This window comes from Bradyrhizobium sp. CCBAU 51765 (assembly GCF_015291725.1).
Lineage (GTDB): Bacteria > Pseudomonadota > Alphaproteobacteria > Rhizobiales > Xanthobacteraceae > Bradyrhizobium > Bradyrhizobium liaoningense.
On record NZ_CP030038.1, the window covers coordinates 2,062,196 to 2,079,673 of the forward strand.

The 17,478-nt window shown below is 64.9% G+C and carries 25 protein-coding genes and 1 riboswitch; of the genes, 7 read left to right on the top strand and 18 right to left on the bottom strand.

What is annotated here, in order from left to right; translation table 11 throughout:
* Positions 1-105: 105 nt before the first annotated feature.
* Positions 106-708, bottom strand: coding sequence for a pyridoxamine 5'-phosphate oxidase family protein (locus tag XH96_RS09670; protein ID WP_194392290.1), 603 nt, complete (start codon positions 706-708; stop codon positions 106-108).
* Positions 709-779: 71 nt separating this feature from the next.
* Positions 780-1,133, bottom strand: a complete 354-nt coding sequence (locus XH96_RS09675; protein WP_194392291.1) for a hypothetical protein — start codon at positions 1,131-1,133, stop codon at positions 780-782.
* 283 nt (positions 1,134-1,416) lie between these two features.
* On the opposite strand from XH96_RS09675, the gene XH96_RS09680 reads away from it, so the two are divergent.
* Positions 1,417-1,686 carry a DUF2277 domain-containing protein gene (locus XH96_RS09680; protein WP_194392292.1) on the top strand — a complete coding sequence of 90 codons (270 nt, stop codon included), beginning with the start codon at positions 1,417-1,419 and terminating at the stop codon, positions 1,684-1,686.
* 94 nt (positions 1,687-1,780) lie between these two features.
* Entirely contained in the window at positions 1,781-1,996 is a 216-nt protein-coding gene (locus XH96_RS09685) for a hypothetical protein (protein WP_028182408.1), read from the top strand.
* 9 nt (positions 1,997-2,005) lie between these two features.
* On the opposite strand, the gene XH96_RS09690 is transcribed toward XH96_RS09685, so the two are convergent.
* Positions 2,006-2,521 carry a collagen-like protein gene (locus XH96_RS09690; RefSeq protein ID WP_194392293.1) on the bottom strand — a complete coding sequence of 172 codons (516 nt, stop codon included), beginning with the start codon at positions 2,519-2,521 and terminating at the stop codon, positions 2,006-2,008.
* A gap of 158 nt (positions 2,522-2,679) precedes the next feature.
* Between XH96_RS09690 and XH96_RS09695 the strand changes: the two genes are divergently transcribed.
* Positions 2,680-2,949 (top strand): hypothetical protein, encoded by a 270-nt coding sequence (locus tag XH96_RS09695; RefSeq protein WP_194392294.1) that lies wholly within the window; start codon positions 2,680-2,682, stop codon positions 2,947-2,949.
* Between the two features lie 9 nt (positions 2,950-2,958).
* Here the strand turns inward: XH96_RS09695 and XH96_RS09700 are convergent, their stop codons facing one another.
* Both XH96_RS09700 and XH96_RS09705 read right to left on the bottom strand, forming a co-directional pair.
* Positions 2,959-3,207, bottom strand: coding sequence for a helix-turn-helix domain-containing protein (locus XH96_RS09700; protein ID WP_028182395.1), 249 nt, complete (start codon positions 3,205-3,207; stop codon positions 2,959-2,961).
* A gap of 266 nt (positions 3,208-3,473) precedes the next feature.
* A complete protein-coding gene (locus XH96_RS09705; protein WP_194392295.1) occupies positions 3,474-4,241 on the bottom strand; it encodes an SDR family NAD(P)-dependent oxidoreductase in 768 nt (255 codons plus the stop codon).
* Between the two features lie 111 nt (positions 4,242-4,352).
* Between XH96_RS09705 and XH96_RS09710 the strand changes: the two genes are divergently transcribed.
* Complete coding sequence (locus tag XH96_RS09710; protein WP_194392296.1) at positions 4,353-4,838, top strand: J domain-containing protein; 486 nt, start codon at positions 4,353-4,355, stop codon at positions 4,836-4,838.
* Positions 4,839-4,926: 88 nt separating this feature from the next.
* Here XH96_RS09710 and XH96_RS09715 read toward each other — a convergent pair whose 3' ends face one another.
* The 3 genes from XH96_RS09715 to XH96_RS09725 all read right to left on the bottom strand — a co-directional run bounded on the left by XH96_RS09715 (position 4,927) and on the right by XH96_RS09725 (position 6,209).
* Entirely contained in the window at positions 4,927-5,178 is a 252-nt protein-coding gene (locus XH96_RS09715; RefSeq protein WP_194392297.1) for a hypothetical protein, read from the bottom strand.
* Between the two features lie 241 nt (positions 5,179-5,419).
* Positions 5,420-5,680, bottom strand: a complete 261-nt coding sequence (locus XH96_RS09720) for a hypothetical protein (protein ID WP_194392298.1) — start codon at positions 5,678-5,680, stop codon at positions 5,420-5,422.
* Between the two features lie 145 nt (positions 5,681-5,825).
* Positions 5,826-6,209, bottom strand: coding sequence for a RidA family protein (locus tag XH96_RS09725; protein ID WP_194392299.1), 384 nt, complete (start codon positions 6,207-6,209; stop codon positions 5,826-5,828).
* Between the two features lie 472 nt (positions 6,210-6,681).
* Here XH96_RS09725 and XH96_RS09730 point away from each other — a divergent pair, with 472 nt between their 5' ends.
* Positions 6,682-7,116, top strand: coding sequence for a hypothetical protein (locus tag XH96_RS09730; protein ID WP_061879483.1), 435 nt, complete (start codon positions 6,682-6,684; stop codon positions 7,114-7,116).
* 164 nt (positions 7,117-7,280) lie between these two features.
* On the opposite strand, the gene XH96_RS09735 is transcribed toward XH96_RS09730, so the two are convergent.
* Together XH96_RS09735 and XH96_RS09740 are read right to left on the bottom strand one after the other, a co-directional pair.
* The gene (locus XH96_RS09735; RefSeq protein ID WP_194392300.1) at positions 7,281-7,988 is read right to left on the bottom strand and encodes a glutathione S-transferase family protein; all 708 of its coding nucleotides are present in this window, start codon (positions 7,986-7,988) and stop codon (positions 7,281-7,283) included.
* Positions 7,989-8,120: 132 nt separating this feature from the next.
* Positions 8,121-8,768, bottom strand: a complete 648-nt coding sequence (locus XH96_RS09740) for a glutathione S-transferase family protein (protein WP_194392301.1) — start codon at positions 8,766-8,768, stop codon at positions 8,121-8,123.
* A 359-nt stretch (positions 8,769-9,127) separates the two neighbouring features.
* On the opposite strand from XH96_RS09740, the gene XH96_RS09745 reads away from it, so the two are divergent.
* Positions 9,128-10,069 carry a transposase gene (locus XH96_RS09745; RefSeq protein ID WP_194392302.1) on the top strand — a complete coding sequence of 314 codons (942 nt, stop codon included), beginning with the start codon at positions 9,128-9,130 and terminating at the stop codon, positions 10,067-10,069.
* Positions 10,070-10,134: 65 nt separating this feature from the next.
* On the opposite strand, the gene XH96_RS09750 is transcribed toward XH96_RS09745, so the two are convergent.
* The 8 genes from XH96_RS09750 to XH96_RS09785 form a co-directional block, all read right to left on the bottom strand.
* Positions 10,135-10,647 carry a mismatch-specific DNA-glycosylase gene (locus XH96_RS09750; protein ID WP_246790022.1) on the bottom strand — a complete coding sequence of 171 codons (513 nt, stop codon included), beginning with the start codon at positions 10,645-10,647 and terminating at the stop codon, positions 10,135-10,137.
* A gap of 95 nt (positions 10,648-10,742) precedes the next feature.
* Complete coding sequence (locus XH96_RS09755) at positions 10,743-11,363, bottom strand: hypothetical protein (protein ID WP_194392303.1); 621 nt, start codon at positions 11,361-11,363, stop codon at positions 10,743-10,745.
* 19 nt (positions 11,364-11,382) lie between these two features.
* Positions 11,383-13,284 carry a phosphomethylpyrimidine synthase ThiC gene (gene thiC, locus XH96_RS09760; RefSeq protein WP_194392304.1) on the bottom strand — a complete coding sequence of 634 codons (1,902 nt, stop codon included), beginning with the start codon at positions 13,282-13,284 and terminating at the stop codon, positions 11,383-11,385.
* A 165-nt stretch (positions 13,285-13,449) separates the two neighbouring features.
* Positions 13,450-14,055 (bottom strand): thiamine phosphate synthase, encoded by a 606-nt coding sequence (locus XH96_RS09765; RefSeq protein WP_194392305.1) that lies wholly within the window; start codon positions 14,053-14,055, stop codon positions 13,450-13,452.
* Complete coding sequence (locus XH96_RS09770; RefSeq protein WP_194392306.1) at positions 14,042-14,824, bottom strand: thiazole synthase; 783 nt, start codon at positions 14,822-14,824, stop codon at positions 14,042-14,044. Before XH96_RS09770 ends, XH96_RS09765 begins: the two co-directional genes overlap by 14 nt.
* Before the next feature lie 150 nt (positions 14,825-14,974).
* Positions 14,975-15,172, bottom strand: a complete 198-nt coding sequence (gene thiS, locus XH96_RS09775) for a sulfur carrier protein ThiS (RefSeq protein WP_194392307.1) — start codon at positions 15,170-15,172, stop codon at positions 14,975-14,977.
* Positions 15,163-16,188 carry an FAD-dependent oxidoreductase gene (locus tag XH96_RS09780; RefSeq protein ID WP_194392308.1) on the bottom strand — a complete coding sequence of 342 codons (1,026 nt, stop codon included), beginning with the start codon at positions 16,186-16,188 and terminating at the stop codon, positions 15,163-15,165. The genes thiS and XH96_RS09780 overlap by 10 nt, the downstream gene beginning before the upstream one ends.
* Positions 16,176-16,304, bottom strand: a riboswitch (TPP riboswitch). Its footprint overlaps the gene before it by 13 nt.
* Positions 16,305-16,412: 108 nt before the next feature.
* Positions 16,413-16,958: a lytic transglycosylase domain-containing protein gene (locus tag XH96_RS09785; protein ID WP_194392309.1), complete on the bottom strand. Its 546-nt coding sequence runs from the start codon at positions 16,956-16,958 to the stop codon at positions 16,413-16,415.
* 284 nt (positions 16,959-17,242) lie between these two features.
* On the opposite strand from XH96_RS09785, the gene XH96_RS09790 reads away from it, so the two are divergent.
* Positions 17,243-17,458, top strand: a complete 216-nt coding sequence (locus XH96_RS09790) for a hypothetical protein (RefSeq protein ID WP_028178064.1) — start codon at positions 17,243-17,245, stop codon at positions 17,456-17,458.
* The last annotated feature ends 20 nt before the right edge of the window (positions 17,459-17,478 follow it).

Sequence of the window (17,478 nt, forward strand, 5' to 3'; positions counted from 1 at the left end):
TGGCCGGGCCTGAACCGGCCATCCACGTGTTGCTGCCACGAGAAGGACGTGGATGTCCGGGACAGGGCCGGACATGGCGGCGTGTCTAAGTGGCGAACGCATCACCTACAGCTGCGTCTTGTAGCGCTCTTCCACGATCTCCTGGCTCTCCGGTTCTCCCAAGCCCGTCTGGTCGTGGATGACCTCGATGATGCTCGGCATCACCGAGCGCTGTACCTTCTCGGATGACCACAGCTTCGAGCGCATCAGCGCCTTGCCGCAGTGGAAATAGACCTCGCTGACCGCGACGTTCAGCACCGCGCGGGGCGGTTTGCCGAACTCCACCATGGCGGCGAGCAGATCCGGATCGGCCGACAGTGTGCCGCGTCCGCCGACGCGCAGCGTCTCGTCGATCCCCGGCACGAAGAACAGCAGCTGCACGAAGCCCGAGCCCTCGACGACGTTGCGAAAACTGTCGATGCGGTTGTTGCCGGAGCGGTCGGGCATCAACAGCTGGTTGGGACCGGCGACGTGGACGAAGCCGATGCCGCCGCCGCGCGGCGAGGCATCGACACTGCCGTCCGCGCCCGAGGTCGCGAGCACGCAGAACGGCGACATCTCGATGAACTTCCTCGCATGCGCATCGATCGCCGGCCGCGCCTTCGCGATCACGCGCGGGGTCGGCTTGGCGTAGATGGCAGTGAGGTCTTCGGCGCTAAGATCGGTCAACGACGTGCCTCCGTATCAGCTTGTCCTCAAGCTAGCCGATCAGGCGTCCCCAGCCAACGAAATCCGGCGCGCTAGACTGCATCCGCCGGCACGAAGCAACTGATGATGATGGCGCCGCGATGGTGGACGTACCACACCACGGCCTGGCCGACCGGATTGCCGCGGTCGCGGATGATGGCGCGCGCGGGCACCTCCATCCATTGTCCGTCGATCGGCACCCAATAGGCGCCGCCGCGCACGTCATATTCGGTGCGATGGCCATCGGAGATGTCGCAACAGGGCACGCCGTTCGGCGCGATCACGCTCTTGAACCAGGCGCGGATATCGGGCGGGACGTGGTCGTATTGGCCGTTGTCAAATGCGAACGCCGCGCTCGTCAGCGCTGTCGTTGCAGCCAGCCAGACGCACAGTGCCAGCCCGTGCATGCGATCCTCCTCATCGCGTATCGTGCCATTGGCGCGCGATTGTCCCGCGCGCCGATTCGTATCGTCGGCGCAATTAAGCCCGAGCTGTCGGCGCAATGCATGCTCAAATAATACGCTGCGCCGGGGCGCCGCACATGATGCGTTGCGAGATGAGACTGCTTGTGGCGGTGCCGCAGCCACGGAGTTGATCGGCATGGTGAGATGGAACTTCGCAGAAGCGCGAAGGCGGATGTAGGATTTCGGCCCAGACCTTCGTCTTCAGGAAAACGTCGGGAGAAAGTGCATGTGCCGCAACATCAAGACGCTGTTCAATTTCGAGCCGCCGGCGACGGAGGACGAGATCCATGCCAGCGCGCTGCAGTTCGTGCGAAAACTGTCCGGTTTCAACAGGCCGTCGCAGGCGAACGAGGCGGCGTTCGAGCGTGCGGTGGCGGAGGTCACGGAGGCAGCACGGAAGCTCCTGACGTCGCTGCATACCCATGCGCCGGCGCGCGACCGTGAGGTCGAGGCGGAAAAGGCGAAAGAGCGCTCGCGGCTGCGCTTCGGTTCGTGAGCTCGAACGGCGTACTCCGTGACCTGGCTCACGGTATCTGCTGCGTCAACTTGCGATGGTGTCGGCCGGGGTTTTGACCGCCCGGAGCACGACCATGAGCCGCCCCCTTCTTCCCTTGAAAGCAGGTGCCATCGCCTTCACGCTGCTGTGGACTGCGTGGATGATGTGGTGGAGCGGCTCGTTCTCGAGCGCGAACATGGTCATCCTCGCCCTGTGCGGCGCGGCGGTCGGCTATCTCTGGTATCGCGCGATGCGCTGGCAGTTCGAGCGCATGGGCATGTTGCCGCGAGACGAGGATCGGCCGAAATAGATGCGTCTGCTAGGCCTTGTCGCCGTGCTTCTTCTTTTTCTTTTTCTTCTTGTGGTCGTCGCCGTCATCGCTCTCGTCATCGATGATTGCCTCGTCTGGCTCCTGGACGGCAGCCTCGAGCGCTTCGCGCTCAGCGGCTTCGCGCTCGCGCTGGCGGCGGCGTTCGTCCCAGGCGTCGAAGAGCTGGTCGAGCCACGGCAGCACTTGCTCGATCGACGGCAATTGGCCGGGCGGACCCGGTTCGCCGCGCGGGCCTTGCGGCCCCGCCGGTCCCTGCGGCCCGGCAGGTCCCGGTGCGCCGGCTGCCCCGCGTGGGCCGGCTTCGCCCTGCTTGCCTTGCGGACCGGGTTTGCCGGGCGGGCCAGCCTTTCCGACCGGTCCCGGCTTGCCCTGCGGTCCGGGCTTGCCGCGCGCCCCGTCTGGTCCGCGCCGGCCCGGATGGCCCTGCGGTCCCGGCCGCCCCGGCTCGCCTTGCCGCCCGCGCGGACCCTGAGGTCCCTGCCGTCGTCCCTGATCGTCTGCCACGCCACCGCTCCCTTGACCGGAAGCAAGCTACTTAGCGGCCTTTGACGACAGCAGCAATTCTGCCCGCGCACCGTGTCCGGCTTGATCAACATCAATCGTCGGCGCGAGCCGCCATGTCATCGATCGCGCACGGCCATACCGCTTGCGAGGAGCGACCGATGCGTGCAGCGTGGAAAGTCTTTTGCCTGTTCGCTGTCGTTCTCGTCGTCTCGCTCGGCCTCGCTCAGCTGCTGGTGCCCGATATCGTGCCGGTCGGATTCGCCGAGGAGCCGCAACCGTTATGGGCCGTCATGACGGCGTTCCTGCTCCGCGCGGTCGAGCTGGTTGCGGCCTCGGTCGCGATGATCGCGTTTGCGGTCATCGCCGGCGCGTATCTGCGGCACGAGCTGCGCCGCTTGCGGCGCAGCTCGTCGTCGCGAGCAGACTGATGTTACCCCCTAATCCTGATAGGCAGGCACGTCGATGCCGGACGCGGCGTAGATCCTGATCTTGTTGCGCAGCGTGCGCACCGACAGGCCGAGCACGCGCGCTGCGCGCGTGCGGTTGCCGTCGCAGCGTGCGAGCGTCTGGAGCACGAGCTCGCGCTCGACCTCGTCGACCGTGGCGCCGATCAGCATCGGAACGATCTGGTTAGGGGCTAGGAATTGCGCGCCCGATTCGGACGCAGCGACATGAACAGTGGTCATCAACACACTCCCCGACCAACGCCCGCTTCCATCATTGGAAGCGGATCGAGAACAACGACCCCAAGCCGTAATTCCACGGTGGTCCTGTTTGGTTAATGAATGGTTAATCGGGAGCGAGCCCACCAATTTACCCCGGGAATGCCGCGAAGCCGCCGCGATTGGCGCAGGATGCATTGCGATGCGGACCTATCTCGCGCGGACAAACTCACTGTCATCCCCCACTTCGCCGGCGATGACACTTCGTGTGCCGAGAGGCCGCGCGTCCCTCACACCGTGCGGTACCCGCCGTCCACCATCACGATCGTTCCGGTGACGTAGGCTGACAGGTCCGACGCCAGGAAGATCGCGGGGCCGACGATGTCCTCGGGCTTGCCGGTGCGCGCCAGCGGGGTGTGATCGAGGAAGGCCTGCACCAGCGCCGGATTGGTTGCGCGCACATTGGCGTTGATGTTGGTCTCGATGAAGCCGGGACCGATCGCGTTGACGCGCACGCCTTCCTTGCCGAGCTCGGCGGCGAGCGCCTTGGTGAAGCCGAGCACGCCGTGCTTCGAGGTCGTGTAGGCCGCCGAGCTCGGCGTGCGCAGATGCACGAAGGACTGGATCGAGCCGATGTTGACGATGCGGCCCTTGCTCGCGCGCAAGGGTGCGAGGAACGCCTGCGTCATGTTGAAGACGCCGTTGAGGTTGAGCGCGATGATGTCGTTCCAGTCCTTCGCCACCGTTTCCGTCTCGGCGGTGAAGGCGTTGCGGCGGGTGATGCCGGCATTGTTGACGAGGATCGAGACCTGTCCGATCTTGTCCGCAACCTGCTTGGCCAGGGCGAAGCAGTCCTCGCGCCTGACAACGTCGAGCGGAAAGCTCTCGGCCCTGCCGCCCGCCTGCCGGATCTCCCGAGCCGCTTCCGCCACCGTCTCGGCATTGACGTCGAGCAGCACGACCTGTGCGCCCTCTCGCGCGTAGCCGGCGGCAATCGCTCGGCCGATGCCGGAGCCGGCACCCGTGACGACGGCGATGTGGTTTGCGAGCAATGCCATGACATATTCCTCCCGGTTTCTTTTCGAAGTTTCACGAAAAGCTAACGCGAAATTAAGGGGTCGGAAACGGCGGCCTTGGCATACTGATCCTGATTGCTAAACGTTGCGCGCATGATGGAACGGCTGGACTCCTGGAAACTCGCTCTCGAACGGCTGCGGTCGGCGCACGCGCCCGATTGGGCCGAGGCGGGCCGGCTCGTCGCCGAGATCGTGCGGATGAGCAGCGACGTCACGCTGCGCCAGGCCGCCGAGCAGGCGCTGCCGGTGCTGCGCCAGGCCGCGGACAATGACGATCATGGCGTGACGCTGGCGGCGCAGCGCCGTCTCGGCGTGGTGCTCGAGGTGGTCCACGATCTCTCCGTCCCGCGCTTCGGCCGCCGCAACGCCATGCCGAAGCAGATGTCCAGGGAGGACCGCGCCCGAAAGGTGCTCGGCCTGCCGCTCGCGGTGCAACTCACCTGCGAGGACATCAACCAGGCCTATCGCCGCGCCGCCAAGGGCATGCATCCCGACCGGGGCGGCAGCGCGCAAGGCTTCATCGACCTCGCCGCCGCGCGCGATCTCCTGATCCATCCCGGCGCGCACAAGGACGCGTGAGGGCGCCTCGGCTCTCGTTCACGCCGCACAAAAAAGCCGGGCAGGGACACTGGCGTCCTGCCCGGCTCTTCGTTCGCCGATCGAATTGTTACCAGGTGCACTGGCCGTTCTTGAGCGCGGCGTCCTTCATGACGAGGGCGTCGATGAAGGTCGGCACGCTCGCGCTGGCGCGGTGGTAGCCCGCCGGCCACGGCGTGGTCGGGATGCTCTCGTCCCAGATCTGGCAGAAGCCGCTGTCCTGCCAGCGGATCAGATGATAGCTGGCTTCGGCAGGGCTCGCGGCGGCGAAGGCGGTGACGGCAAGACTGACGGCAGCGCACAGCAGGGAAATACGACGCATGATCAGCTCCTCAAAATGAAAGACGTGATGCGCCTCCCGACAATGACGGGAGGGGGTGCGCGGGACGCCTTGGGGGATGCGCCCCGAACAAGATGTGAGTAGTTCCGCCGGCCGGTCAGGTTCAAAAGAGCCGCTGCGGGAAATACGCAATTTGAACAGTTTCTGCAAAAGAGAAGGGCGGACCGTTCGCGCGGTCCGCCCCGTAAAAACTCATCCGTATACGCGACCCGTCGCGTCGGGCTCAGAGCGTGCAGCGGCGCTCGCCGCGCAACTTGATCTGAACGTCGGACGCCTCCTGGAAGGTCGGGAACTGCTTGCTGACGACCTTGTAGGTCGAGGCGCCGAACTGGAACGGCTTGTACTTCAGGTCCTCGTTCCAGACCTGGCAGATGCCGGTGTTGTCCCAGCGGATCACGTAATAGCCGACCGCCGCCGAGGCCGGCACGGCGAACACGGACGAAGCGATGCCGGCAACGGCACAGAGGGCGAGAACGCGACGCATGAAATATCTCCTGGTGGGGGATGTGGGGACGCGAAAATTCGTGCGGTAAAAGCAGGCCCTTTGCAAGCTGGGGAGCGCGCGTTTCACGGACATGTCAGGTGCAACCGCGCATTTGGTTTGGCCGCGTGCCCGGCAAGCCACACGCTCACTTCGAAAGCGACGCCACCGCCTCGATCTCGATCAGCATCTTCGGATCGGGCAGGGCCTGCACCACGCAGGTCGTGCGCGCAGGATAGGGCGGCGGGCCGAAGGCGCCGGCATAGAGCGCGTTCATGGCGGCAACGTCCGAGGCGCGGGTCAGGAGCACGTTGACCTTGACGAGGTCGTGCATGCCGGCGCCGGCCTCCCCCAGCACGCGCCTGATGTTGACGACGACGTTGGCGAACTGGGCCTCGAAACCGTCGGGCAGCGCGCCATTGGCATCGAAGCCGGGAATGCCCGAGACGAACAGGAGATCGCCGACGCGCGTCGCAAAGGACAGCGGCGGCGCCTTGACGTGCGGCGGGGGCGCAAAATGCTGGATCGGCATGGGATCACCTCGGAAGCAGTCGCTGAGGCATCAGCGTAGCGGCAGGCGCGGCACGCTCCAAACAAAAAGTTGGAAAACAACCCCATGCACAGTAGACGCCGCACGGAAATCATTGATGTTTTCCAGAATTCGCGAAAGGCGAAATCCCCGCTTGCTCCGTCGGGCAAAACAGGGGCATTATGGCAGCGTGGAAATCAGTCCCTTCGTCGCCCCAACTCCATCATGCCCGGGCTTGTCCCGGGCACCCACGTTCTTTGTGCCGAGAGGAAGACGTGGATGGCCGGGACAAGCCCGGCCATGACGATGCGGAGACACCCTGCCTCGTATGCTGACACGTGAGCTGCCTTGCCCTGCACAGGCCAATCGGCCCCTGCCACGTCCTCCGCCCATCATGTTGCCGCCGCGTTCGATCGGATACATTCGCCGCGTCTGATTCGAAACCACTCTTGAAAAATAGCCCCCGGAGACACCCATGAAGCTCGCATCCACTCTTCGCGCCGCGCTGGTCGCCATCGCCGCCCTGGCCGGACTTTCGACCGCGGCGCGGGCAGACAGCGGCTTCGTGACGCTGACGATCTACAAGGCGGGCTGGATCATCGGCGGCTCCGGCGGCTCGGGCGTGCTCAACTTCCGCGGCCGCTCCTATGCGCTCTCCACCGGCGGCCTCGACTACGGCCTCGTGTTCGGCGGCTCGAAAACCGTGCTGCGCGGGCGCGTCTCCAACATCAATCGTCCCTCGGATGTTGCCGGAGTCTACGGCGCCGCCGGTGCCGGCCTTGCCGTCGGCCGCGGCGCCCGCGCCATCGTGCTGACCAACCAGAAGGGCGCGGTGCTGGAGCTGACGGGTCACCAGGTCGGGTTGATGGCGAACGCGGATCTCAGCGGGCTCGCGATCACGATGCGGTAGGGGAGGGTGTCGTAGGGTGGGCAAAGGCGCGAGAAGCGCCGTGCCCACCATCTCTCGGCGGTCGCCGGCGGCCATCCTTCGAGACGGCTGCTTCGCAGCCTCCTCAGGATGAGGTCTGTGGTCGCGGTGACGGCGCTGGTGGGCACGCTTTCGCTTTGCCCACCCTACGAGTCTGCGGACTTCCCGCTCACCATCGCATGAATCCGCTCGCAATGCGCGGCGAGATTGTCGTGCGCATCGACGAAGGCCTTCAGCGGCGTCGGGATCGGAAAGTAATAGATGTTGGCGATGAAGCCGTAGATGCCGGCATCGATGCTGGTCGGCGCCGCGCCGTGGACGAAGCCCGCGGCCGGCACGATCTCGGCCAGCACCTGCAGATCGGCAAGCCCCCGCGCGTAGGCCTGCTCGGGCGTGTAGCGGCCGATGCCCTGGAAGTGATAGCGCTGCGCGTTGTAGGCCTTCGCCTTCTCGAAGCCGGCGGCGTCGATCTGCGGATGCTGTGCGATGAAGCCGTCGCGGAACGCGGGATAGAAGCGCTCGTCCTTCCAGCGCGAATACGACATCACCCAGTAGAGATCGTCCAGCATGCGCGTCACGAAATGGTTGGTGCGGCGCTGGTCTGGTGACAAGCCGGCGTCGATCGTGAGGCGATATTTCGCGATCGCATGCGCGATGATGGTCTCGCTGTCGCCGATGGTCTCGCCGTCATCGACGATGTAAGGCAGCTGCCCGCGCGGTGCGGCGGAAGCATCGAAGACGTGCTCATGCACGAACGGCACGCTCGCGAGTTTCAGGAAGGCGTAGACCTTGAGGCCGTAGCCGTTGTTGTCGGCGACGCCGAAGAGTTCCGGGTAGGAGTAGAGGGTCAGCATCGGCGGGCTCCTCCGTGTGGGGGAGCCAGAATGCAGGGGAGCCGAAATGGATGCAATGCCCGCCCGGCCCCATGAGCGGAAGCGACATGTGGGTCGCCTGCCGGCCCCGGACATCGCTTGCGCTCATCCGGGCTACGGACGCAACGCGGCGGTGAACACCGCCAGTTGCGCCTCGAACGCCCGCCTGAAGGCCGGCCGCGCCTCGCCGCGGGCGACATAGGCGGCGATGTCAGGGTATTCGTCGAGCAGGCCTGACGTGTTCAACCGCCGCAGCACCGTCACCATCATGAGATCGCCGGCGCTGAAGGCGCCGTCGAGCCAGTCGGCTTTGCCGAGGCGGCGGGACAATTCGCCGAGCCTGATACGGACGCGCTCCTGCAAGCTGGGCAGGCGCTCGGCGTACCAGCTCCTGTCGCGTTCGAGCAGCATCGCCATGGTGAGCTCGACGATCGGCGGCTCCACCGTGCTCAGCGCGGCGAACATCCATGCGATCGCGCGGGCGCGCGCGTTGGCGTCCCTCGGCAGCAAGCCATCATGGCGCTCGGCGATGTCAAGCACGATCGCGCCGGACTCGAACAGGGCGAGGTCGCCGTCCTCATAGGTCGGGATCTGCCCGAACGGATGCAGCGCGAGATGCGCGGGCTCTTTCATTGCGGCGAACGAGACGAGGCGAACGTCGTAGGGCTGGCCGACCTCCTCCAGCGCCCAGCGCACCCGCATGTCGCGCGCCTGGCCCTTGCCGCGGTCGGGGGAGGATTCGAAGGCGGTGATGGTGGGCATCGGGGGGCTCCGGGGTGATCGTTTGCAGAGGACGAAAGACGGGTGCAGCTTGCCGACAGATTGTGTGGGAAATATCGGTGGTGGCGTGCCCCGGACGCAGTGCAGCGCGCCCCTGGCGATGCGAAGCATCGTCCAGTGCGGCGCGATGCGCTGCAGAGCCGGGGCCCATGATGAACGCGTGCCGGAGCTTCTGGGTCCCTGTGTCTGGGAAGTCTGGCATGATGATGGTGGGCGGGAAGCCGTTGGGTCCTTGGCGCTTGACGCCGTGAGCCGGCTCGGTCTCCCGCCCGTTCCATCTATCAACCTGAACAGTTGCACGAGGCTGCGTCAACAGACCTCGCATCACAGGGACAGGCACCGTGATCATATCCTCTCGTTTCGTCGGGATCGACATCTCCAAACATCACCTTGATATTTTCGATGAGGCCATCGGCGTAGCGGAACGCATCGCCAACGCGACACAGGCCATCACACAGCTGGTGGCGCGTTGGCGATGCGATGCGCTGATCGTCTTCGAGGCTACGGGGGTCTATGACCTCGAGCTTCGGGAGGCCCTGCATCGGGCCGGCATCCGCTTTGCCCGGATCAATCCGGCCCGTGCCCGCGACTTTGCCCGCGCCAGCGGCCAGCTCGCCAAGACCGATCCGATCGATGCGCGGATGCTGGCGGCCTTTGCCCGCGCCATGAAGCCCGCCACCGAGCAGGCCGCGACGCCTGCTCGCAACACTTTGGCAAGGCTTGCAAAACGGCGGGACCAACTGGTTGCCATGAGGGCCCAGGAAAAGAACCGCCGCAGCGAAGCCGAGGACCGCGCCATGGTGGAACGCATCGCTCGCCTCATCGAGGTCCTCAATGATGAGATCGCCGAAATCGACACTGAGATTCATGCGCTCGTCAAAGCCGAACCGGAGCTTGCCAATGATGCACAGTTGATGCGCTCGGTGCCCGGCGTGGGACCCGTCGCTTGCATGCAACTCCTCACCCAGATGCCCGAACTTGGGCGTCTCGGGCCAAAGGAGGTGGCCGCTCTTGCCGGCCTGGCTCCCTTCAATGTCGATAGCGGGGCTTATCGTGGCAAGCGCAAGATCGGCGGCGGACGAAAGCGCGTCCGCGACGCCCTCTACATGGCTGCTCTCAACGCCGTTCGTCGCGCCGATCACTTCAAAATCTTCTATGACCGGCTCCGTCTGGCCGGCAAACCAGCAAAGCTCGCCCTCATTGCTGTCGCAAGGAAGCTGCTGACCATCCTCAACGCAATGCTGCGCGACCGAAAACCCTATAAAATCGCACCATCAACATAACAGTTGCCGGGTCTGCGCTACGCTTGCCCGGGACACGAGAGCAGATGCAATCCGGCAGCAACCGTTCAGCGGGCGCGACCAATCCACGCCGCCAGCTCGCGCCACGGCTCCAGCGTCCAATGCCCGGACGCCGCACCTGACGGCGAGGGCAGCACGAACGTCTCCGGCCAGCTTCCATCGCGCGCCTGCCGCCCCAGCGCAATCGCGGCCGACGGCTTGCCGTAAAACAAGCTCGCCGCCTTCTTGCTCGTGAACGCAATGGTCCGCGGCCGGTACTTGTCCATCTTCGCCCGAAACCCCGGCACGTCGATCGTCTCCGCCGCGATCTGGTGATCCATCCCGGCGCCCGACTTGGAGAGATCGGTGAAGCCGATCCCGAGCTCGATCAGCGAAGCGAACTCGCTCGGCTGGTAGCGCCGCGGCGTGATCCCGGCCTCATGGATCGCGCGCCAGAAGCGGTTGCCGGGATGGGCGTAATAGTGCCCGAGCTCGGCCGAGCGCGTCGAGGCGGCGGTGCCGACGAAGACGAGGCGGAGGTTTGGGCGGAGGAGATCGGGGAGGCGCGTAGGGGCTAGCAAAACAATCGTCCGCAGCGTAGTAGCCCGCCTGAGCGTCAGCGTGATGCGGGACTAGTCAATCTAGGATTTAGGCATTCCCATAAGCACGCGAAAAGTTATAGCTGCTGGAGCGCGCGCTCGAAGACTTGAACGAAAGTCAGCACGGTAGGCACAAGAATAAGAAATATCCCAAGGCTATACGCCAAGAGAGAAATTATTCGAGCCGGCCTCTTACTGATGTTCTGCAGAACATAATATTCGCCCATCACGTCGGCCAACGCGTGTAGATTGTCGGACGCTAAAGCCTTGTGTTCAGCTATCACGTTGAACTTCAGATCGAATGGGTCTTTCGCTGGAGCGCCTTTCTGCTTCTCAATCAGCCCGAATAGATAATCTAAATTTCTTGGACCGCTGAAGTAAGTCTTTTCTGCTTCGAAGAAGTCCGATGCTCCGGGATAAATCTTCGCAACCGTTGGGCAGAACAATGCGTACGTGGAGGCTCCGATAGCTACGAAAAAGCAGCCGAAATACAAAAAGTAGAGACGCCAGGAAACGCCGCACGCCTTGCCGGCGCAGAAGTCAGTATGGAGCCTAAGGTATTCGACGACGTCTGAGTTGAATAGGATGAAGTACCCGAGAATCGGGACTGCGATGGTCGATTTCGCAACTGACGAGTTTCCAATGAGGCGAAGCTTGGCCCATCGCGAACTAACATCGAGCATGTCGATTGCTAACATCGCAGTCCGGTTGTGTGTTTTAGGACAGCGCTTTGTTGCTCTCCTTCACCTTCTCCGCATCCAGATAAACGCTTGAGCCCATCTCCTTGAACTTCGCGCTCATCTTCGCCATGCCGTCCTCGGCCGTTCCGCTCATCGACATCCCCACCGAGTTTGGATCATTCAGCGTCGCCGCATAATCCCGCACGTCCTGCGTGATCTTCATCGAGCAGAATTTTGGGCCGCACATCGAGCAGAAATGCGCGACCTTGTGGGCTTCCTTCGGCAGGGTCTCGTCGTGGAAGTTCTTGGCGGTCTCAGGATCGAGGCCGAGGTTGAACTGGTCGGTCCAGCGGAAGTCGAACCGGGCGCGGGAGAGGGCGTCGTCGCGCAATTGCGCGGCGGGGTGGCCCTTGGCGAGGTCGGCGGCGTGGGCGGCGATCTTGTAGGTGATGACGCCGGTCTTGACGTCGTTACGGTCGGGCAGGCCGAGATGCTCCTTCGGCGTGACGTAGCAGAGCATGGCGCAGCCGAACCAGCCGATCATGGCGGCGCCGATGCCTGAGGTGATGTGGTCATAGCCCGGAGCGATGTCGGTGGTCAGCGGCCCGAGGGTGTAGAACGGCGCTTCGCCGCACTCCTTGAGCTGCTTGTCCATGTTGATCTTGATCTTGTGCATCGGCACGTGGCCGGGGCCTTCGATCATGACCTGGCAGCCCTTGTCCCAGGCGATCTTCGTCAGTTCGCCGAGCGTCTCCAGCTCGGCGAATTGCGCGCGGTCGTTGGCGTCTGCGATCGAGCCGGGACGCAGGCCGTCGCCGAGCGAGAACGAGACGTCATACTTGCGCATGAGGTCGCAGATCTCGTCGAAATGCGTGTAGAGGAAGCTCTCCTTGTGATGCGCCAGGCACCACTTCGCCATGATCGAGCCGCCTCGGCTGACGATGCCGGTGACGCGGTTTGCGGTGAGGTGGATGTATTGCAGGCGCACGCCGGCGTGGATGGTGAAATAGTCGACGCCCTGCTCGCACTGCTCGATCAGCGTGTCCTTGTAGAGCTCCCAGGTCAGCTGCACCGGATCGCCGTTGCACTTCTCCAGCGCCTGGTAGATCGGCACGGTGCCGATCGGCACCGGCGCGTTGCGCAGGATCCATTCGCGGGTGGTGTGGATGTTGCGGCCCGTCGAGAGGTCCATCACGGTGTCGGCGCCCCAGCGGATCGCCCACACCATCTTCTCGACCTCCTCCTCGACCGACGAGGTCACCGCCGAGTTGCCGATATTGGCGTTGATCTTGGTCAGGAAGTTGCGGCCGATGATCATCGGCTCGAGTTCACTGTGGTTGATGTTGGAGGGGATGATGGCGCGGCCGCGCGCGATCTCGTCGCGCACGAACTCCGGCGTGATGAAGGCGGGCACGGAGGCGCCGAAGCTCTCGCCGTCGGCGAGGGCGGCTTCGGCGCGCTCGAGCTGCTGCTTGCGTCCGAGGTTTTCTCGCGCGGCGACGTAGATCATCTCCTTGGTGATGATGCCGGCGCGGGCGAATTCGAGCTGGGTGATCTTGTGGCCGTCGAGACCGCGCAGCGGCTTGTGATAGGCCGAGAAGGCGCGCGCGGCCTTGTCGGTGGAGAGGTTGCCGTTGTCCTCCGGCTTGATCTGCCGGCCCTCATATTCCTCGACGCCGCCGCGCTCCAGCACCCATTGCTTGCGGTTGCGCGGCAGGCCGGCGTTGACGTCGATGGTCACGCTCGGGTCGGTGTAGGGGCCGGAGGTGTCGTAGACCGGCAGGTTCGGCTCGCCCGCGCCTTCGGACAGGATGATCTCGCGCAAGGGCACGCGGATATCAGGCGCGGCGTCGGGGGTCGCGAAGATTTTTCGCGAGGAGGGAAGGGGACCGGTGGTGACGGCGGGCACGGTCTGTTGCGGATTGGAGCGGATGTTCATGGGGATCCTCCGGTTAATTCGTATGCTTGGGCGCCGGGACGACGCTGGTGGCGAAGTTCTCCGTCATTGCGAGCGCAGCGAAGCAATCCAGAAATGTTTCCGCGGAAGCAGTCTGGATTGCTTCGTCGCAAGGGCTCCTCGCAATGACGGTGAAGAGAGTTTCGGTCACGCCGCCTCCTTCAGGCCGAGCCATTGCCGCACACGTGCGTCCGGGTCTGGGTTCTGGGTGACGTCGGAGACCACCGCGATGGAATCCGCGCCGGCGGCAAAGATCTCTGCGGCGTGCTCGAACTTGATGCCGCCGATGGCGACCAGCGGGATGTTGCCGATGCGCTTTTTCCATTCGGTGATCTTTGGAATGCCCTGCGGCTCGAAGCGCATCGATTTCAGCGTGGTGAAGAAGATCGGGCCGAGCGCGACGTAGTCGGGCTGGGCTTCGAGCGCGGTCGCAAGCTCGGCGTCGTCGTGGGTGGAGATGCCGAGCTTGAGGCCGGCCTCGCGGATCGCCTTGAGGTCGGCCTCAGCGAGATCCTCCTGGCCGAGATGCAGATATTCTGCGCCGGCGACGACCGCCGCGCGCCAATAGTCGTTCACCACCAGCTTGGCCTGCGTGCCTTTCGTGATCGCCAGCGCATCCGTGACGATCTGCAGCGCCTGCGCGTCGTCGAGCTCCTTCGCGCGCAGCTGGATGGTGCCGACGCCGAGCCTGGTCAGGCGTTCGACCCATTGGAGGCTGTCGACGACGGGATAAAATCGATCAGGATACGGCATGCCAGAACGGGGTCCCAACGACAGGGGTTGAAGGAGAGGCGAAGTCGCGGGCGTTCATCAGCCCGGCTTCGTAGGCGGTGCGGCCGGCGTCACAGCCGAGGCGGAAGGCGTTGGCCATGGCGACGGGATCGGCGGCCTTGGCGATCGCGGTGTTGAGCAGCACGGCGTCGTAGCCGAGCTCGAGCGCCTGCGCCGCGTGGGAGGGAGCGCCGAGACCGGCGTCGACCACCAGCGTGATGTCGGGCAGCCGGTCGCGCAGCAGCTTCAGCGCATCGCGGTTGGTGATGCCCTTCGCGCTGCCGATCGGCGCGGCCCACGGCATCACCACCCTGCAGCCGGCATCGACCAGGCGGCTCGCGACCGAAAGATCCTCGGTGCAATAGGGAAACACCTCGAAGCCGTCCTTGATCAGGATGGTCGCGGCTTCGACGAGGCCGACGACATCGGGCTGCAGCGTGTCGTTGTCGGCGATGACTTCGAGCTTGATCCAGGTCGTGCCGAACAGCTCGCGCGCGAGTTTCGCGGTGGTCACCGCCTCGCGCACGGTGCGGCATCCCGCTGTGTTCGGCAGCACGGTGACGTCGAGCTCGCGGATCAGCTTCCAGAACGCATCGCCGCTCTTGCCGCCGGCGGATTCGCGCCGCAGCGACACCGTGACGATGTTGGCGCCGGAGGCGCGGATCGCGTCCTGCATGATCGCGGGCGAGGGGTAGAGCGCGCTGCCGATCAGGAGGCGCGAGGCGAAGGTCTTGCCGTAGAAGGTCACCATGTTGAATTCCCCGTCATTCCGGACGGGCCGCGGTACGCGGACCGATCCGGAATCTCGAAGTTGCGGCGCGAGATTCCGGGTTCACGCTTCGCGTGCCCCGGAATGACGGGCCAAAAAGAGCCGTCGTCGCGAAGAGAGCGTGTCATCCCATCACCCTCCCTGCCGCGGCGTGATGATCTCGATCTCGTCGCCGGCCTTGAGCCGCGTCTCGGCCCAGCGGCTTTTCGGCACGACGTCGTAGTTCAGCGCGATGGCGAAATGGGTGCCTTCGTAGTCGAGCTCGGCGAGCAGCGCGTCCACGCTGGCGGAATTCACCTCGCGCTGCTCGCCGTTGACGATCACAAGCACTGCATCACCTCGTTGTCGATCTGGCCGCGCTGGACATAGGCCAGCGTCAGCTCGGCGAGAGCAGGCGCGATCAGGAAGCCGTGGCGGTAGAGCCCGTTGACGCTGATCTTGCCGTCGCGAATGCCGATGCGCGGCAGGTTGTCGGGATAGGCAGGCCGAAGCCCTGAGCCGAATTCGAGGATGCGGGCCTCGCCGAACGCCGGGTGCACCGTGTAGGCCGCACCCAATAGCTCCAGCGCCGAGCGCACGCTGACGCCGGTGTCTTCGGCCTCGATCGAGGTCGCGCCCAGCATGAACAGGCCGGCCTCGCGCGGGATCACGTAGAGCGGCCAGCGCGGATGGATCAGCCGCACCGGACGTGCCAGCTGCACCTCACTGGTCTCGATCAGGATCATCTCGCCCTTGACGCCGCGAAGCTCGCCCTGCTCGTCACGGGCACCGATGCCGCGGCAGTCGATCACGATGCCCTCGGGATCCAGGTTCGCGAGGTCGTCTGCGGTGACGTCGCTGCAAAACCTGATGGTGCCGCCGGCGGCGCGGATGCGCTCATGCAGCTTCGGCAGCACGCGGCGCGGCTCGACATGGCCCTCGGCAGGGAAGAACAGCGCGTCGCGGAAGCGTCCCTCCAGCGAAGGCTCCAGCGCGGCGAGGCCGGCGGCGTCGAGCCGCTCGTGGCCCGCGGTCATCCGGGCGAAGCGCTCGAAATCGTTGCGCTCGCGCGGATGGGAGACGACGAGCGAGCCGTTGAAAGGCGTGTCAGGCAGCTCGCGCCGCCAGATATGAAGCGAGCGCAGGCCGAGGCGGCTGATGATGGGCTCTGCGACCTCGGCCTCGCAATAGGGCGCGAGCATGCCGCCGGCCCAATGGCTGGTGGCGTCCGTCATCGCCTCGTCACCGCGCTCGTGCAGGGTGACGGCGTGACCGGCCTGTGCGAACAGCAAGGCCTGCCAGGCTCCCGCAATGCCTGCGCCGATGATGGATACCGGGGAATCCGGTCGCTTGGTGGTCTGCAACATCCCTGTCCCTTCGCCGGCATGACCCGGATCAGGTTCAAAGGGTCACCGCGGTCCTGGGCAGGATTGCCCATTTAGCGGTATCTCAGCTCCTCCTCGGAGCACCCCTCGGAACGGATCTAATGTATGCCAGTGACGGGCGGTGTCAACGCGTGTTGGCCCGGAACCCCACCGTTCGTGCCCCGGACGCAGCGCATCACGCTGCTGCGCGTCCGGGACAAGAGAGGCTACTGCGAGGCCTGCGCCCGCGCGTTTCGGACGCGCTGGGCGAGCTTCCTGTGTGTCGGCGCGCCGAACATCGGCTGCGGATTGCCGTTCGGCTCGAGCCAAGGCTGACCCATGGTCTCGCCCGCATTGGCGACCTGCACGGCTTCCTGGCGCTGACGCTTTGCAGCGTAGTAATAGCCGCCCGCGAAATAACGCACAGCTCGGGCATGATCGCCATTGGCGGCGCGGTAGGCGCCGGCGAGGTATTTGACCGCATAGGTGAGATTGGTGTTGGGATCGCGCAGGCCGGCGGCATCGCCGGTGTAGCCGACCCCGCGGGCGGTCGCGAGCTTGATCTGCATCAGCCCGATGGTGCCGCCGCGGCCGACGAGGTGCGGCTGGTAACGGCTCTCGCGCATGATCACGCGGTGCACCAGCGCTTCCGGCACGCCGTTGGCGCGGGCATGGGCCGCGACCATCTCGGCATATTCGGCCTCGCCGGCGAATGCAGCCTGCGGCAAAATCAATCCAGCCGCGAGCAGCGCGGCTACGCGTAAAATTTTCATCAGATATCCCCGACTTGCCTGCGCCCGGCTGCCTTATCGTTTGAGCATGATCTGTTCGGAAAACCGCGGTGCACTTTTCCGGATCATGCTTTAGGCCCCCGAACGCGGCGATGATGTGACCAAACGACGCCGCTGACGTTTTTGCGGTGCCGTGCCGCCGTTACGACTCAAAGCTGGCGTAATCGGGCTTCCGGGGCGGACGACCCCCGCGCGACAGCACGCCTGTCTATTCGCACGGAGCTGCGAAAGCGAGCCCGCAAGCGCTGCAAATCGGGAGAGGTGCCATGACAAAAGCCAGCCTGGTCAGTGCACACACCGGCGACATCCCCAGACACAACCCTTGTGCCCAGTGCGGCACGCCGATCGCGCAGCCCGACTGGATCGAGCCCGGCGAGGGACGCGTCTCCTACCTCTGGACCTGCCGCGCCTGCAACTATCGCTTCGAGGCGGTGGCCATCTTCCCGCATGAGGCTGTCGAGCACCCGCCGCTCGCGGCGTGAGGTGTCGTCTCAAGAGGTGC